Source organism: Mesorhizobium sp. M5C.F.Cr.IN.023.01.1.1 (assembly GCF_003997585.1).
Taxonomy (GTDB): Bacteria; Pseudomonadota; Alphaproteobacteria; order Rhizobiales; family Rhizobiaceae; genus Mesorhizobium; species Mesorhizobium wenxiniae.
Genome location: NZ_RZSU01000023.1, coordinates 1 through 17,147, shown reverse-complemented (window position 1 = coordinate 17,147; position 17,147 = coordinate 1). Strand labels below are relative to the sequence as shown.

Genomic DNA, 17,147 nt, shown 5'->3' with positions numbered 1-17,147 from the left:
GCCCCTTCGAGAATTACTCCGGCGTCAGCACCGCGACCTTGAGGGTCTCTTTTTTCGCGCCGCTGAACTGCACGGTGGCCGGTCCGGCGGCCAGCTTGAAGCGCACGCTCTTGCGGATCCCTGGACAGGTCTTCATACGACTGAAAGCCGCCGACTTCACGGCTTTGCCGTCCTGAACGACATCGACCCAGGCCTCATCAGACAGGCTGATCTGGAGCTCTCCCTCAGGGGGCACGGCCACGCTTGCCGTCGCGCCGAATGTACCGGCTGCCGGCACGCGTTCCGGCGGAACGGTGAAGCTGATCGTGTCGACCGGCGCCAACGCGACATCTGCAGCCTCGCCAACCGAAAGGCCAGCCCCGGACTGTGCGGCGGGCGCTGCCGCAAACAGGGCCTGCTCGCGCGTCACCGGCCATTTGAAAGCAGCACAGCCGGCGTCGTCGGCCATGGCGACGCTGGTCCCTGCAAGGATGGCGAATAGGCTCACGACAACTTTTCTCATAGCAAACGGAACCCACATGGTTTGGAGTGTCTGGCTATTACTACAACTATAGCGATTGTAATACAACCCCAGAGAGAAAATATTTAAAGGGCGAGGAACATCCAATCACCGATTGTTGGTGGCAGGCCATGCGAAGTGAATGGTCCCTGCCGGGCGATAATCTATGGCCGGTTCGGGGCAAATGGAGTTTAGCTGAAGCCGTTCGACGACCTCGCCAGATATCAGCCGCAGGTGCTGAGCGCTCTGCGCATCATGACCGCGTTGCAGTTCATCGAGCACGGCACACAGAAGCTGTTCAATTTTCCCGGTCAGCAAACACGCCGGCACCTTGAGCGGGCTGCCCCTGGCAGCCGGCACCTCGAATTCGCCGACGGCATCCCGCTTGCGCTCCTGACCCGGCCGGTGGCGTCCCTGCTCTGCGGCGAGATGGCGATCGCCTATTTCATGGCGCACATGCCGCGCGATTTCTTCCCCGCCAACAATAGCGGCGATGCGACAATCTCTTTCTGTTTCACCTTTCTCTATCTGGTGTTCGCCGGTCCCGGCGCCTTGGCGCTGGACAACCGCCGCAGCGCTTGAGCCGCCACCAGCGGCGCCTTACCCACGCATCCGCTCGAGATTCGCGTCGAACAGCGGTGTCGGCTGCACGCGCGCGGGAAAGCGCTTACCCAAGAGCTCGATCTCGAAACCGTCGGCTTTGTCGGCGATTTCCTTCGGCACGTAGCCCATAGCCACAGACGTCTTCGAATGATGCGCGTAGCCGCCTGACGTGACCCAGCCGCGCACGGCGCCGTCGAACCAGATCGGCTCGTCACCGATGACGTCGGCGTCTGCCGTATCAACGACAAAGGCACGCAGCCGCAGTTTGCCGCCTTGCCGGCGCTCGGCGAGTGCCGCCTGCTTGCCGATGAAATCGGTTTCTTTCCCGTAGGCGACGAAGCGATCGAGCCCGGCCTCCAGCGGACCATAGATCGGCCGGTATTCGCGCGCCCACGAGCCGTAGTTCTTCTCCAGCCGCAGCGCATTGAGCGCGCGCGAGCCGAACAGGCCGATGCCGAATTCTTCGCCAGCCGCCATCAGGGTCTGGTACGCCGCACGCTGATATTCCGGCGCCACCCAGATCTCGTAGCCGAGATCGCCGGTGTAGCTGACGCGGCCGACCAGGCACGGCGCCATGCCGACATCCATCTTGGCCGTGGCCATGAACGGAAACGCCGCATTCGACACATCCGCCCGCGTAACCCTGGCCAACACGTCCCGCGCCTTGGGTCCTGCGATCGACAGGCCCGTCAGCTTCGCCCCCAGCGCCTCGATACGGACCGAGCCATCTTGCGGCAGATGCGCCTCGAACCAGCGCATGTGATACTGCTCGGCAATGCCGGAGCCGGCGAGGAACCAGTCCTCCCCGTTGGAATTGGGACTGCCGAGATTGGCCAGCGAAAAGTCGCCGATCAGCCTGCCGTCTTCCTTCAGCATCGGCGCCAGCGTCATGCGGCCGGGTTTTGGCAGCTTGCAGGCAAGCAGGCGGTCGAGCCAGCCCGCCGCGCCCTCGCCCGTCACCCTGTATTTGGCGAATGACGAGATTTCCGACAGGCCGACACGTGTCCGCACCGTCTTCACCTCTTTTGCGACATGCTGGAAATCGCTCGAGCGCCGCCACGAGAACTCGTCCTTGACGCCCTCGGGCGCATACCACAGCGGCACTTCCAGCCCATAGGCCACGCCCCATTGCGCGCCCTTGGCCGACAAAAGGTCATAGACCGGCGTGGTCTTGAGCGGCCGCCCGGCAGGCAGCTCCTCATTGGGGAAGCGAATGGAAAAACGCCGCGAATAATTCTCACGCACCTTGGCGTTGGTGTAGGCCATCGTCGCCCAGTCGCCGTAGCGCGAGACATCCATCGCCCAGATGTCGGCGCCGGGATCGCCCTCGATCATCCAGTTCGCCAGCGCCAGGCCGACGCCGCCGCCCTGTGAGAAACCCGCCATGACGCCGCAGGCGACCCAGAAACCCGGCAGGCCGCGCACCGGTCCGACCAGCGGGTTGCCGTCCGGCGCGAAGGTGAAGGGACCGTTGATGATCTGCTTGATGCCGGTGTTCTGGAAGGCCGGGAAATGCCTGAAGCCGACTTCCAGCGACGGCGCGATGCGGTCGATGTCGGGCTCCAGCAGTTCGTGGCCGAAATTCCACGGCGTGGAAAATTCGGACCATGGCTTATTGGCCTTCTCATAGGTACCCATCAGCATGCCGCCGCGCTCCTGGCGCAGATAGAGCTCGCCGTCGAAATCGACCGCGTGGATGATCTCCGTGCCGGTCTTCTGGTTCCAGGCGGCGACTTCCGGCATGTCCTCGGTGATCAGGTACATGTGCTCCATGGCCAGCACCGGCAGTTCCAGCCCGATCATGCGGCCGACCTCGCGCGCCCATAGACCGCCGGCGTTGACGACATGCTCGGCCACCACCTCGCCCTTGTTGGTGATGACGCGCCACAGCCCGTCGGGGCGGCGCACGATGCCCTCGACCTTGGTGAAACGCTCAACCTCGGCGCCAAGTTTTCTCGCGGCCTTGGCATAGGCGTGGGTGACCCCCGAGGGATCGAGATGACCGTCCTCCTTGTTGCGGACAGCGCCGACGAACTGCTTCGGGTCGAGCAGCGGCATCAGTTCGGCCGCTTCGCTCGGCGAAATCTCCTCGAGATCGATGCCGAGATAGCGGCCCTTCGCAACGACGCCGCGCAGCCAGTCGAGCCGCGCCTCGGTCGCCGCCAAAAGCACGCCGCCGGTCAGATGCACGCCGGTCGCCTGGCCGGACAGCTCCTCGATCTCCTTATAGAGCGAGATCGTGTATTTCTGCAGCTTGGCGACGTTGGGATCGCCATTGATCGTATGCATGCCGCCGGCCGCATGCCAAGTCGAGCCGGAGGTCAGCTCGTCACGCTCCAGAAGCACAATGTCGGTCCAGCCGTGACGGGCGAGATGGAACAGCACGGAACAGCCGACGACGCCTCCGCCAATGACCACGACCTTTGCATGCGATTTCATGGATTTTCTCGTCTATTTTAGCGAGTTGGACGGTTTAGTGAATCGGGATGACAGGAGTTGAGCGGACCCGATACCAAAGACATCACGGCTCGCCCTGCCCGATCGCTTCCTTGCGCTTTGCCACATACGCCTCCAGCGCCTCGCGCACGGAAATATCCATCGCCGGCTCGACATGATCCTCCAGCGCTTTCTTCCACAGCCGCGTCGCCCGCGCCGTGGCATCAAGCCCGCCGGCCTCCTGCCAGGCCTCGTAATTCTGCCAATTGGAGAGCATCGGCTGATAGAAGGCGGTGGCGTAGCGCTCCAGCGTGTGCGGCTCGCCGAAGAAATGGCCGCCGGTCGGCACCGCCCCCAATGCCTCGACGGCGAGTTCGGCCTCGTTGACTTCGATCGGGCGCAAAAACTCCATCATGTGCTGGATCATCTCGACGTCGATGATGAACTTTTCGAACGACGCGGTCAGCCCGCCCTCCTGCCAGCCGGCGGCGTGGTAGACGAGATTGCCGTGGCCGAGCACCGCGCCCCACAGCGCCATCAGCGTCTCATAGGTGCCTTGCGCGTCGGCGGCGTTGGAGGCCGAGCCCGGCGTCGTCCGGTAGGGCAGTCCATAGCGCCGCGCCAGCTGCCCGGAGGCGATGTTGGCCTTGGTGTTCTCCGGCGTGCCGAACGCCGGTGCACCGGACTTCATGTCGACATTGGAGGTGAAGGCGCCATACATGACCGGGGCGCCAGGGCGGACAAGCTGCGTCAAGACCACGCCGAACAGCGCCTCGGCGTTCTGTTGGGCGAGCGCGCCGGCAAGCGTCACCGGGCTCATCGCCCCCATCAGCGTGAACGGCGTCACCGCAACCGATTGGCCGAACTCGGCCATGGTCATCAGGCCTTCGGCCATCATCTCGTCGAAGCGGCGCGGCGAGTTGACCGAGATGATGGTGGTGACGCCGGGGTCGTCGCGCATCTGATCAAGCGTCAGTCCGCGCGCGATTGCCATCATTTCGATGCCGTCGAGCGCCCTGCCGCGGCCGATCGCCGAGACGTGAAAACTTTTGTCGGTCAGCGTCAGATTGGCGAAATAGGTGTCGAGGTGGCGTGAATTGGCCGGCAGTTCCACCGGAGCGCAGACCTGATTGCCCAGCATGTGGATGCAGTTGAAATGCTGCGCCAGCCGGGTGAGATCGCAATAGTCGCGCAAATTGCCGGCGCGGCGGCCGCGTTCCATGTCATGCACATTGGGCGGCCCGGCGACCAGTGTGAAATTGATGGTGTTGCCGCCGAGATGAACGGTACGGCCGGGGTTGCGCGGCGTCAGCGTATAGCTCGACCGCGTCGTCCGCAGTGCCCGGTCGACCATACCGCGGTCGATGCGGACGGTCATCGACGCTTGATCGACCTTGGCCCCGGCATTCTCGAACAGCGAAAGCGCCCGCCGGCTCATCACCTCGATGCCGAAATTCTCCAGAATGTGCATCGACGCCTGGTGGATAGCCTCGATCTGGTCGGCCGAGAGCATCGCCATTGGCGGATAGGGATTTGTCACGCGGCGCAACGGCAGTTGCGGAATGGCGGCCAGTCCCCGGTTGCTGGTTCGCTCGGCGCCGCGCTTGCGTCTCGGTTCGTTCATGCGGCGCATCAAAGCGCCGGCACGAGGATCGGGCTGTCAGAAATCCGCCACATGCGGGCGTGATTTTAGCCAAGGCGGCATATCGGGAATTTCACGCCGACAAAAGCGACAGAAAACGTCGGAATATCTACCCTCGCCTCTGCCGGGACCAAAGCGGCCGATGGGCCGTTAAGGAACGCAGCAAGATTCCTTTTATGTTTTCGGCCTAATCCTGTTCCAATGGGTAGGTCGAGTTTTAGTAAAATTGTAGCTGTTACAGTGTTGCTGGCGCTGTCGGCCTGCGCGACGCCGCCACGCCATATCAACGATGTCTGCGCCGTGTTCGACCAGAATGACGGCTGGTTCGACAACTGGCAGGCGGCGGCCGAGCGTACCGAGCAGAAATACGGCGTGCCGGTTCCCGTGCTGATGGCGACGGTGCGCAAGGAATCCGGTTTCAAGAGCAACGCCAGGCCGCCGCGCACCAAGCTTCTCGGCTTCATTCCCTGGAAACGTGTCTCCAGCGCCACCGGCTTCTCGCAGGCGCTCGACGGCACCTGGGCGCAGTATCAAAGCGAGACCGGCAGCTGGGCGGCGCGCCGCACCAGCTTTGCCGATGCCGTCGATTTCGTCGGCTGGTATCATTCCAAGACATCAGACACGCTCGGCGTCGCCCGCAACGACACCTACAATCTCTATCTGGCCTATTATCTCGGCTGGACGGCCTATGGCCGTGGGAATCGCGGCGATGCCGGCGTGCAGCGCTATGCGCGGGCCACCGAACAGATGGCCCGGGATTACGCCGCGCAGCTACGCCAATGCGCGCGTTGATGAAGCCAAGGATCTAGCCATCCGTCAGCTTCGGCCTTTTGCCGCGCGGACGCTTGGGCGGAGCGCCGGCAAAGCCTGGACCGATGCCTTGCGGCGCGTCGTCCGGCAACCCCTCATGGGCGGCATGCTCCTTGTCGAATTTGATTACCGGCTCCATTTTCGCTAGCACGTCGTCGGCAAGCCAGCACAGGCTCAAATGACCGTCGCCGAGATTCTTCACCGGCGGCACCTGCGTCTCGCAAAGATTCTCCGGCACCAGCTTCTTGTAGCCGCAACGCGTCTGGAACGGACAGCCGGTTGGCGGGTTCATCGCCGACGGAATGTCGCCCTCCAGCACGATGTGCTTCTTGATCACGCTGGTGTCGGCGATCGGGATCGCCGACAACAGCGCCTCGGTATAGGGATGATAGGGCGGCGAAAATATCTGGTCGGTCGTGCCCTGCTCGACGATATAGCCGAGATACATGACGACGACGCGGTCGGCGATGTAGCGCACCACCGACAGATCGTGGCTGATGAACAGCATCGTCGTCTTGTTCTTGCGCTGGATGTCCATCAGGAGCTCAGTCACCGCCGCCTGCACCGACACGTCGAGCGCCGAAACCGGCTCGTCGGCCACCACCACCTTGGCGTCGCCGGCAAAGGCCCGCGCCACGCCGATGCGCTGCTTCTGGCCGCCTGAGAGCTGGCGCGGCTTGCGGGTCTCGAACGCCCGCGGCAGCTTTACCAGGTCGAGAAGCTCCAGCATGCGCTGACGGCGATCGGCGACCGTGTTGCCGACATTGAACTTTTCCAGCGTGCGGATGATCTGCGAACCGACCGTATGGCTGGGATTGAGCGTGTCGAACGGATTCTGGAACACCATCTGGATCGACGACACCGTCTCGACACTGCGCTTCTCGACGCCGGTCGACTGGATCTGTTGGTTGCCGAGCGTCACGCTGCCCGAGCTTGCCGTCTCCAGCCCGAGCAGCACCTTGGCCAGCGTCGACTTCCCACAACCGGACTCGCCGACAATGGCGACGGTCTCGGATTCGCGCGCCATGAAGGAGATCGTCTCGTTGGCCTTGACGACGCGGCCCTCGCTTGAGCCGAACACTTCGCTGCCGCCGACCTTGTAGTATTTTTTGAGGTCCTCGATCTTGAGCACCGGCGCGCCGGGCTCGACGCGCTCGTTGACCTTCTTGGCGCCGGGCGGCAGCGCCTCCCAGTCGATCTCGTTGAAGCGCACGCAGCGCGAAAAATGGCCTTCATGGCCGTCGACCGCGATCATCGGGATTTCGGCGGCGTTGCAGACGCCCTCGACGAAATGGTGGCAGCGGGGGCCGAAATTGCAGCCCTTCGGCCGCTCGTGCGGCAGCGGCAATTGCCCCGGTATGGAGATCAGAGGCCGCGAATTCTTGTCGGCGCCGGGCAGCGGGATCGAGCGGAACAGGCCTTGCGTGTAGGGATGGCGCATCCGGTCGAAGACGTCCTTGATCTTGCCGGTCTCCACCGCTTCGCCCGAATACATCACCGTAATGCGGTCGCAGGTTTCCAGGATCAGGCCGAGATTATGCGACACGAAGATCATCGAGGTGCCGAACTTCTCGCCGAGCCCCTTGACCAGGTCGACGATGCCGGCTTCCACCGTCACGTCGAGCGCCGTCGTCGGCTCATCGAGCAGGAGCAGCGCCGGCTTCGACAGCAGCGCCATGGCGATGACGATACGCTGTTGCTGGCCACCGGAAAGCTGGTGCGGAAAGGAGCGCATCATGCGCTCGGGATCGGGCAGCCTGACCGCGCGCACCATTTCCAGCGCGCGTCTATAAGCCTCTTCCTTCGACACCTTGTCATGGATCAGCGGCACTTCCATCAGTTGCTGGCCGACCTTCATCGCCGGGTTCAGGCTGGCCATCGGCTCCTGGTAGATCATCGCGATCTTGTTGCCGCGGATGGCGCGCAGTTCCTCGTCGGACAGCTCGCCCATGTCCTTGCCCTGGAACTTTATCCGGCCGCCGACGATCTTTCCGATGTTGGAGAGGTCGCGCATGATGCCGAGCGACACGGTCGACTTGCCGCAGCCGGATTCGCCGACGATGCCCATCGCTTCGCCAGGCATGACCGTGCAGGAGAAGTCCATAACGGCCGGTATCTCACCCTTGCGGGTGAAGAAGGAGATCGACAGGTTCTCGATCTCGATAATCGGCTCGGCGGGATTTCGAACTGCCTCATTCATGGGTCGCTCCAATCCTTGTTCTTTCAAGCATATCGGGTCGAGAACCCGTCCATCAATCTTTCATCGATTGTTCACGCAGCGAGTCGGCCAAGAGATTAAGGCCCAGCACGAACGACATCAGCGCGATCGTCGGCGGCAGCGCCGGATGGATGAAGGAGCGCAGCAGCCGGCTGGCGTCCTTGATCGCAGTGCCCCAGTCCGGGCTCTCAGGCGCCAGCCCCAGGCCGAAATAGCCGAGCGTGCCGAGCAGGATCGTGGTGTAGCCGATACGCAGGCAGGCATCGACGATCAGCGGCCCGCGTGCATTGGGAAGGATCTCCCACAGCATGATGTACCAGGGCGATTCACCGCGCGTCTGCGCCGCCGCCACATAGTCGCGCGTCTTGATGTCCATGACAAGGCCGCGCACGATGCGGAACACGCCAGGGCTGGAGGCGAACACCACCGCCACGAAGATGTTGAGCTGGTTGGGATCGATATGGATGATCCTGAACGGGTCGGCATCGAAGACCAAGCCGGCATAGACCCAGCCGCCAATGATCAGCGTCAGCCCCAGGAGGATGTAAAGGCGGTCGGGCCGCTTCTTGTAGCGCGTCCAGAACAGCACGCTGAAGAAGATGATCGGGAACAGAAAGAACAGCCCGGCCATCGCATAGGGAATCGGCGTCTCCATGATGCCCGGTGTCACCAAGAGGTAGAACAGAAGGATCACCGGAAAGGCCAGCACGAGATTGGCGAGGAAGGACAGCACCGTATCGATCCTGCCGCCATAATAGCCGGCCGGCAGGCCAAGCGTGATACCGACCATCAGCGCGAAGCCGGTCGCCGCCGGCGCGATGATCAGCACGATCTGACTGCCATAGACCATGCGGCTGAATACGTCGCGGGCAAGCTTGTCGCCGCCGAACAGATAGACAAGTCCCGATTGCGGCTCGACCGCGCCCGGCAGCGCATCCTTCATGATCGGGATCTGGACAAGCGGATTGAAGGGCGAGATGGTCGACGCGAAGATCGCCGTGAACAGCCAGAACAGGCAGATGCCGACGCCGACGATGCCGACGCTGCTGTCGAACAGCTGACCGTAGAGGCCAAGCCTCTTCTTGTAGGCGAAGCTCACCCCCATCACCAGGACGAGAGAAATCCAGACCGGCCAGAAACGCGCAAGCACGCCAAGCACCACATCGAAGGCGCCGATATATTCAAGCTGCATCCGCTCGATCCCCTATTGAACTCTGATGCGCGGATTGAGAAACGCGTAGCCGACATCGGAAATGAGCTGCGTGATCAGGACGATGAACACCGAGACCAGGGAGCAGCCAAGCAAAAGATCGATATCGTTGTTGCCGGCCGCCTCGACCAGCGTGTAGCCAAACCCCTGGTAGCGGAACATCACCTCGACGATGACGACGCCGGTGAGCAGCCAGGGAAATTGCAGCATGATGACGGTGAACGGCGCGATCAGCGCGTTGCGCAGCGCATGCTTGACCACGACGCTGCCGAAGGAGAGGCCCTTCAACCGCGCGGTGCGGATATATTGCTGCGTCATCACCTCGACCATCGAGGCGCGGGTCATGCGGGCGATGTAGCCGATGCCGTAGATCGCCAGCGTCATCACAGGCAAAGTGAAATTGTAGAAGGTGATGCCCCGACTGGCCGAAGCCGCCGAACCGTTCAGCAGGCCGAGCCATGAGGCGAAAATGACGGTGAAAATGACGCCCGACACATATTCGGGCGTCGCCGTCGAGGCGATCGAGGCGACGGACAACGTTCGATCGGTTCGCGAGCCTTCTCGCATGCCGGCGAGGATGCCGATCAGAAGCGAGATCGGCACCATCACCACAAGCACCCAGAACATCAGAATACCGGTGGCGCCGAGTGCCGGGAAAAGCTTCGACGCGACCGTCGTTTTGAACTTGGTCGAGCAGCCGAAATCACCCTGTAGCACGCCGGAGAACGTTGGCTCGACAGGATCGTTGCAGAACGAAAAACGTCGCGCGGGTTTGCCCGTTGCCGGGTCTGTGACCGGCTGTTTGGGCACGATACCCAGCCATTGGCCATAGCGGGAGAAGAAATTCTGGCGATAGCCATGGTTGACCAGCCAGCTTTCGAGCTGCTCGGCCGAGGTGTGCATTTCGGTCTGGCTGATCGCCAGTTTTTTCAGATTGGGGTCGAGATTGATCAGGAAGAAGACGACCAATGTCAGGCACAGCATCGTCAATGCCATGGTGCCGAGGCGTCGAAGGATGAAGGAAAGCATGGCGGCCCCCTGCCGATCGGGTTGGGGTCAGGTGCTGTCAACCCTTGATTTGTCGCATGAGCCGGCCTGAAAAGTCAGCACCTTTTTGCGCTGATCCCACATTTGGATCATGTTCGAAACAGGAGGGAGGGAACAACGCCCTCCCTCCCCTTTGGCTTCGATCCGATCAGGCCTCGTCGAGCCAGACCTTGCCGTAGTCGCGCTCGAAGGTCGGGTGCATGGCGTAGTTCTTAACGGCAGCCACCGAGTGACTGTAGAGCTTGCGCCAGTAGGGCTGGATGATGATTCCGGAATCCTGCAGTATCTGCTCGATGTCCTTCATCATCTCCTTGCGCTTGGCGGCGTCGGCAACGGCGAGCGCGGCGTTGAGCTTGGCATCCCATTCGGGATTCGACCAGGCGGTTTCGTTCCAGGCTTCTCCGGTGCGGTAGCCGATCGCCAGAACCTGGACGCCGAGCGGCCGCATATTCCAGTTGGTCATCGACAGCGGATACTTCGTCCAGTCGTTCCAGAACGTCGAACCGGGCAGCACCGTGCGCTTCACCTTGATGCCGGCGTCGCGCATCTGCGCGGCGATCGCATCGCCGGTATTCTTGTGCCAGTCTTCGTCGACCGTGATCAGCTCGTGCTCGAAATCGGCCTGACCGGCTTCCTCCATCAGCGCCTTCGCCTTGGCCGGATCGCGGGCAATCTTCGGCAGCTCGTAATATTCCGGATGGATCGGGCTGACATGGTGGTTTTCGGCGACAGTACCGGCATTGGCCATGCCAAGCTGCAGCACGACGGCGTTGTCGACTGCGAGCTGCAGCGCGTTGCGGACCTTCTGATCGTCATAAGGCTTGTTGGCCACATTGGTGCGGCAGACGATGGTCGCTGCGGTGACCACCTCGTACTTGACTAGGTCGACACCGTCGAGGATCGACACATAGTCGGCCGACGTCTCGAAATTGGTATGGACCTCTCCCGATTCGAAGGCACTGACCGTAGCCGCGGGATCGGTGCCGTAGTCGATGAACTCGATGCCGTCGAGGAAGACCTCGCCGTCCCACCACTTGTTGTCTTCGCGGCGCTTGTAGACGACTTTCTGGCCGACATCGTAGGAGACGAGCTCGAACGGGCCGGTGCCAATCGGGCAGGCTTTGAAATCGCCGCCCTTTTCGTCGAAGGTCTTGTGGACGATGAGGCCGGGATAGTCGCACACGTTGGGAATGAGCGCGATATCAGGCGTGCTGAGCTTTAGCTTGACCGTGTGTTCGTCGACCTTGGTGACTGCGCTCTCATCCAGCTTGTCGTCCTTGACCAGCGAGCCGAGACGACCGGGCATAGAATTGCCTTCGGCTTTCTTGTCGGCCCAACGCTTGAAGTTGAAGATGACGTCATCCGCGGTGAACGGATCGCCGTTGTTCCAGGTGACGCCCTTGCGCACATGCAGCGTGTATTCGGTGGCGTCGTCGTTGACGTCCCAACTCTCGAGCAGGTAGGGGCGGAACGTGAATTCGTTTGTGTACTTGACCAACGGCTCGAGTGCCTGGCGCTCGGCATTGGCGATTTCCGACCAGTCGGCCTTGCGCGGATCCTTCGGATCCTTGATCCACATGGCGACCTTCAATATGCCGCCCTTTTTGCCCTGTACGTCCTGCGCTCTCGCCGGCGTCGGGTCGGCGAGGCCGAGCATACCATAGGCCATCGCCGTGGACGCGCCGAAGACGCTGGCCAGAGCCAGAAACTCGCGGCGGTCGACACGTCCGGCCTTGGCTTCTTCGGCCATTGCATGGATGTGATCCGGAACGCGATCGCCATTACTCTTGTAGATTGTCATCACGAAACTCCCATTGTTGGCTTTCTGCCTTTTACCATTCCGCATCCGGGCCATGATGTCAAAAACGGCACGGGTTGGGAACATGCCAAGGAATGTGCAACTTTGGAAGGGAAGCAGTTCGCGTGATAACGACAGTCTTGGCGCAAAATTGCTATTGCCCGGCAGATTTCGTTCGAATCTCCGGGATCGATCAAACTGAGACATTACGACAGCGCCGCGCGTCCCCTGGGGCGCGCAAAAGACGCTGTAGCACTTTGATTTTGCGCATAATCCCTAACCGAAAATCGGTTCCGATTTCCGGCGTCATGCGCGAAGCTTTGCCCAGCGCCGGCCGATCCCGGACAGGGTGCCAGAACGGCGACAATTGTCGGATTGCCAGGCCCTCTCGCGTCGGCCCGGCCTCAGTACTCGCGCTCGTAGAAAACGCCGCCCTTGGCTTCGCCAGCGTCTGTGGCCTCGCCGCGCAATTTGACGCCGCGCCCGACGTCGAGATCGATCGCCGCCTTGCCCGAACCCGGCTTGTCGCCCTTCTGGATGGTCACATAGGTGCGGTCGTTGAGATATTTGCCCGCCGAGACCGCGGTGCCGCCCTCCTCGTCGGTGATGACGTCGAGATCGTCGACGCCGATCGCGCTGCGCAGGTTCTGGAGCAGCGACGTCGAGCCACCAACACCGGCCAGCTGCGCGGCGGCTTCGGCAAGCTGGGCGATCTGCAGCGGCGACAGGTTCGACATCGAGCGGCCGAAGATCAACTGCGCCAGAACCTCGTCCTCCGGCAGGGCAGGCACCGACGAGAAGTTGAATTTCGGATTGGTCGCCTCGCCCGACACCACGATGGTGACGGTGGCACTGCTCGTCGTCGATGTCGCTGTGAGGTTGAGATAAGGCACCAGCGAGCCTGAAAAGCCGACCGTGCCTTCGGTGAAGGTCAGCCGCTTGGCGAGGATCGTCAGCCGTCCGCGCTGCAAGGTGAAGGTGCCGACGGCTTGCGGCGACGATGCCGGACCGGTCAGCCGCAGCGAACCGCCGAGCTCGGCATCGACACCCCTGCCCTGGATGAATATCTGGCTCGGCGCGTTGACCGTGACATCGAGATTGAGGCCGCCCCCACCGCTGCCGCCGCTCGCCGTCGCCGGGCGCAACGCCTTGTCCTGCGCGCGCACGGCGGCCGGTGCGTTCTTGTGCTTGACGTTGAGCGTCGCAAGCGAGCCCGGCAGCTTCTCGGGAACGGTGATGACGGTCTTGGCCAGGTTGATCGTACCCGAGATCACCGGCGCCGACGCGAGCGGCCCCTTGATGGTCAGGTCGCCACCGAGATTGGCGGTGACCACCCTGCCGTCGGTGTAGCGGCCGTCGACGAGCTTGACCGACAGGTCGGCCGGAAAACCTTGCGCCGGATTGATCCCGACCGTGCCGCTGGCCGACAGGCTGCCGCGCGTCGACAAATTGCCGGTCAGGCGGTTGATCCTGGCCACGCTACTGGCGATCGCCACATCGGCGGTGATATCGTTGATCGCAAGTCCCGAGCGTGCATCGATCAGGCGGGCGCCTGACGTGCGGACCGTGCCTGAAATCACCGGCGACGTCGCCGGGCCGCGCACCTTCAAATCGACGTCGGCCGTGCCGCTCAAGGACAGGCCTTGCGCGGCGAGTGTCCGGGTGAGGAAGGCGAACGGCACCTTGCCGGAAAAGTCGAGATCAAGGGTGGGCGTGCCTGATGTTGTCATCGTGCCGCCGCCCTTGAGGCCGAGACCGGCGGCATCGCTCATGTTGGCGTCGAAGGTCAGTCTGTTGCCCGAATACGTGCCGGAGGACGAAATTCCCATGCCGCCGAAACCGGCATCGCGAGTCTGCGACGTCTGGACACCTGCGGCGTCGATCTTGAAGGCGACGGCCGGATTGGCCGGCGCGCCCGTCACCTTCAACGTGCCGGAGATCGAGCCGGCAGCATCGAGGCCCGGCGAGAAACTGTTGGCGAGCGACATCGGCACCCGCGCCAGCGTCGCGTTGAGATTGAGCGCCTCCCCGACCTTGCCCGAAACCGTCGCCGTGCCGCCGCCGAGGTTGAGCGCGAGCCTGTCCAGGCTGGTGGTGCCGTTGGCGATGGTGATGGTCGAGGCCTGAGCGATCGCCGCCTTGATGCCGCGCATGGTCGCCTGGCCGGAGGTGAGCTCGACCATTGTAGCGCCGTTGGCAACCCTGACGCGGCCGGCGGCCCTGGCCGGAATGTCCTTGACGGTGGCGCCGCCGGAAAAGCCGGTCCAGTCGCCGTCGCGGGTGAGATCGACATCGATGCCGCGAATGACGGTGCCGCCGGAGGTGACGCTGTCGGCGCGGATTTTTCCGGAGATCACCGGTGCGGCGAGATAGTTGGCGATCAGCGCATCGATGGTGACCGTCTTTGCCGAAAGATCGCCGCGCGAAATTGAATCTGTGGTCGCCTTGATGGCGACATCAGGCGCATTGCCGGTCTTCGAGAAGGCGATCGTGCCACGCACGTCGCCGTTAGCTTCTTCCAGCGCCAGGGCTGCGAGCGGACTGATATCGGGCAGATCCAGCGCCACCGTGCCGAGCGGCAGGAATCTATCGTCGAGAGCAAGATCGCCCGAAACTTTGTTGTCGCCCAGCGACAGGCTTAGTCCGTTTATGGACCGCTTTCCCTGGCGCGTTACCAGCGACGCCTTGAAATCGAGTGGCTCGTCATTGACGGATCCGGTGAGCGAGATATCGGCGGCCGGGCTGGCGATGTCGCCCTTCCCCGTCGCGATGAGCTTTAGCCCTGTGATTTCTCGCGCCGCCACCGAAAGCCGGTCGCTGTCGACCGTCAGCGACAGGTCCGGCGCTGTACCGGCGCCCTGCGCGTTCAGCGCAAACGTTATGGCGCCCTTGGCATCCCCGGACAGAAGCGAGATGTCGGCCAGCACGCCCTTGACGTCGGCGCTGACCTTGTTGTCGGCGAGGTTGGCCTGCCCGTCGGCGCTGAATGCACCTGATACCAGCCTGATGGCGTTGGCGGTGATATTGCCATTGGCATCGCGCTTCAGTGCCGCGCTGAGCTGCGTCCGCTCGGCGAGCACGCCGCGCACTGCCGCCGGCAATGCTGCGGAAGCCGCAACCGCCTTAAGGTTGAGATCGATGGCGCCGTCGGCCAGCGAGACCCTTCCATTAAAGCCGCTGTCCAGTGCCTCGCTTGTCACCGAGCCGCTGTCGATGACGATGGTATCGGCAGCGAGATCGCCGGCGACCTTGGCAGTGATCCTGCCGGCGAGCAGCGGCGCGATGGTCGGGTTGTCCAGGCCGATCTTGTCCGCCGTCACCGTGCCGGAGATCGGCCCTGTCCGGCCCTTCAGATCGAAGGCGTCGGAATGGAGCGCAAGCGCGATGCCTTCGGCCTTGGCTAGATTGGTGGCGACCGACGGCAGTGTAGCTGAGATATTCAGCCTCGATTGCATGCCCTGCCCCGCGACCTCCACCGACAGCGCCTGCAACTCGAGATTGATCGGGCTCTCGGTGCTGCCAAGCGCCAGCGGCAGGCTCGGGCCGGTCGAGGCGAGGTCGAGCGCAAAATCGCTGGCGCCGTTCGGATTGATGGTGCCGGCGGCCTTGCCGGAAATTTTGTTACCGGCAAGCGTCGCGTGGTCGATGGCAATGCCACCGGCGGAGGAGTAGCTGCCTGCCGCATCGACATTGAGCGGCCCGAGCCCCGCCTGGCGGGTCTGGCTGGTCTCAGCGCCGCTGAGCTGCGCATTGAAACGAATGTTGGGGGCTGCCGACGGTCCCGTCACTTTCGCTGTTCCGCCGAGCGAGCCCGCGGCGTCGAGACCGGGTGAAAAATCATTGGCAAGGGCGGCCGGCAATGCGGAGAACTCTGCCGCGAGGTCGAGCGTCGGGCCGGCGGTGCCGGACACGGTCACCGATCCGCCGCCGACATCGAGCATCAGCTTCTCGATGCTAGCCGTGCCATTGGCGATGCTCAGGGTCGACGGCTGCGCGATCGCTGCCTTGATGCCGCGAATGGTCGCGTCACCAGAAGCGATCTCGATGCTTGTCGTGCCGTCCGCGATCTTCACCCTGCCTTCGGCCGTGGCCGGAATGTCCTTGACGGTGGCGCCGCCGGAAAACCCGGTCCAGTCGCCGTCGCGCGTCAGGTCGACACCGATGCCGCTGATGATTGTCGTTCCCGATGTGACCGTATCGGCCTTGATCGTGCCAGAGATCGCCGGGGCCTTGAGATAGTTGGCGACCAGCGCGTTGACGGTGATGGTCTTCGCCGCCAGATCGCCGCGCGAAATAGACCCGCTCGTCGCATCGACGGCGACTGCCGGCGCGCCGCCATCATTAGAGAAGCGGATGCTGCCCTGCACGTCGCCTGCCGCCGTCTGCCCGGCAAGCGCGGCCAGCGGGCCTATATCGGCCGCTTCGAGTGTCAGCGTGCCGAGCGGCAGCAAGCTGTCGTCGAGAGCGAGATCGCCCGAGACCTTGTTGTCGGCCAGCGACAGGCTAAACCCGTTTAGGGAGCGCTTTCCGTCACGCGTGACCAACGATGCCCTGAGATCGAGCGGCTGGTCGTTAACGGACCCGGTCAGTGAGACATCGGCGGCGGGATTGGCAATGTCGGCCTTGCCGGTGGCCGCCAGCTTGATCGTCCTGACCGTGCGTCCCGACGCCGTCAGGCTGTCGCTGTCGGCCGAGACCGAGAAATTCGGCGCCGTGCGCGCGCCGCTCGCCGTCAGCGCGAAATCGACGGCCCCGCCGACGGGTACGCCAACCATCGGCGACAGCACAGAAACGTCACCGAGCGTGCCCTTGATGTCGGCCTGGATGTCGGTGCCCGTCGCGCTGGCAGTGCCGCTGGCGCTGAGCGAGCCCGAAGTGAATTGC

General features: G+C 63.1%; 10 protein-coding genes. 2 read left to right on the top strand and 8 right to left on the bottom strand.

What is annotated here, in order from left to right; all coding sequences use genetic code 11:
- Window positions 1-13 precede the first annotated feature (13 nt).
- Window positions 14-520, bottom strand: coding sequence for a hypothetical protein (locus EOA78_RS12050; protein ID WP_127315355.1), 507 nt, complete (start codon window positions 518-520; stop codon window positions 14-16).
- 174 nt (window positions 521-694) lie between these two features.
- Between EOA78_RS12050 and EOA78_RS12045 the strand changes: the two genes are divergently transcribed.
- The gene (locus EOA78_RS12045) at window positions 695-1,081 is read left to right on the top strand and encodes a DoxX family protein (protein WP_127315301.1); all 387 of its coding nucleotides are present in this window, start codon (window positions 695-697) and stop codon (window positions 1,079-1,081) included.
- Between the two features lie 18 nt (window positions 1,082-1,099).
- On the opposite strand, the gene EOA78_RS12040 is transcribed toward EOA78_RS12045, so the two are convergent.
- The gene (locus tag EOA78_RS12040) at window positions 1,100-3,541 is read right to left on the bottom strand and encodes an FAD-dependent oxidoreductase (protein ID WP_127315300.1); all 2,442 of its coding nucleotides are present in this window, start codon (window positions 3,539-3,541) and stop codon (window positions 1,100-1,102) included.
- A gap of 82 nt (window positions 3,542-3,623) precedes the next feature.
- Window positions 3,624-5,162, bottom strand: a complete 1,539-nt coding sequence (locus tag EOA78_RS12035) for a trimethylamine methyltransferase family protein (protein WP_164783727.1) — start codon at window positions 5,160-5,162, stop codon at window positions 3,624-3,626.
- Between the two features lie 219 nt (window positions 5,163-5,381).
- On the opposite strand from EOA78_RS12035, the gene EOA78_RS12030 reads away from it, so the two are divergent.
- On the top strand, window positions 5,382-5,972 hold the full coding sequence (locus tag EOA78_RS12030) for a hypothetical protein (RefSeq protein ID WP_127315298.1): 591 nt from the start codon (window positions 5,382-5,384) through the stop codon (window positions 5,970-5,972).
- A gap of 13 nt (window positions 5,973-5,985) precedes the next feature.
- Here EOA78_RS12030 and EOA78_RS12025 read toward each other — a convergent pair whose 3' ends face one another.
- From EOA78_RS12025 to EOA78_RS12005, 5 genes are all read right to left on the bottom strand, one after another.
- Entirely contained in the window at window positions 5,986-8,190 is a 2,205-nt protein-coding gene (locus EOA78_RS12025; protein WP_127315297.1) for an ABC transporter ATP-binding protein, read from the bottom strand.
- Between the two features lie 52 nt (window positions 8,191-8,242).
- The gene (locus EOA78_RS12020) at window positions 8,243-9,400 is read right to left on the bottom strand and encodes an ABC transporter permease (protein ID WP_127315296.1); all 1,158 of its coding nucleotides are present in this window, start codon (window positions 9,398-9,400) and stop codon (window positions 8,243-8,245) included.
- A 12-nt stretch (window positions 9,401-9,412) separates the two neighbouring features.
- Window positions 9,413-10,447, bottom strand: a complete 1,035-nt coding sequence (locus tag EOA78_RS12015; RefSeq protein WP_029351580.1) for an ABC transporter permease — start codon at window positions 10,445-10,447, stop codon at window positions 9,413-9,415.
- Window positions 10,448-10,613: 166 nt separating this feature from the next.
- On the bottom strand, window positions 10,614-12,266 hold the full coding sequence (locus EOA78_RS12010; RefSeq protein WP_029351582.1) for an ABC transporter substrate-binding protein: 1,653 nt from the start codon (window positions 12,264-12,266) through the stop codon (window positions 10,614-10,616).
- Window positions 12,267-12,667: 401 nt separating this feature from the next.
- A partial coding sequence (locus EOA78_RS12005) for a translocation/assembly module TamB domain-containing protein (RefSeq protein ID WP_127315295.1) occupies window positions 12,668-17,147 on the bottom strand: 4,480 nt, incomplete at its 5' end.

What these genes read in the sequence shown, in the direction of transcription:
- EOA78_RS12030 (WP_127315298.1), top strand. Translation starts at nt 5,382, where the DNA reads ATGGGTAGGTCGAGTTTTAGTAAAATTGTAGCTGTTACAGTGTTGCTG.
- EOA78_RS12050 (WP_127315355.1), bottom strand. Translation starts at nt 520, where the DNA reads ATGTGGGTTCCGTTTGCTATGAGAAAAGTTGTCGTGAGCCTATTCGCC.
- EOA78_RS12040 (WP_127315300.1), bottom strand. Translation starts at nt 3,541, where the DNA reads ATGAAATCGCATGCAAAGGTCGTGGTCATTGGCGGAGGCGTCGTCGGC.
- EOA78_RS12015 (WP_029351580.1), bottom strand. Translation starts at nt 10,447, where the DNA reads ATGCTTTCCTTCATCCTTCGACGCCTCGGCACCATGGCATTGACGATG.
- EOA78_RS12035 (WP_164783727.1), bottom strand. Translation starts at nt 5,162, where the DNA reads ATGAACGAACCGAGACGCAAGCGCGGCGCCGAGCGAACCAGCAACCGG.
- EOA78_RS12020 (WP_127315296.1), bottom strand. Translation starts at nt 9,400, where the DNA reads ATGCAGCTTGAATATATCGGCGCCTTCGATGTGGTGCTTGGCGTGCTT.
- EOA78_RS12025 (WP_127315297.1), bottom strand. Translation starts at nt 8,190, where the DNA reads ATGAATGAGGCAGTTCGAAATCCCGCCGAGCCGATTATCGAGATCGAG.
- EOA78_RS12010 (WP_029351582.1), bottom strand. Translation starts at nt 12,266, where the DNA reads ATGACAATCTACAAGAGTAATGGCGATCGCGTTCCGGATCACATCCAT.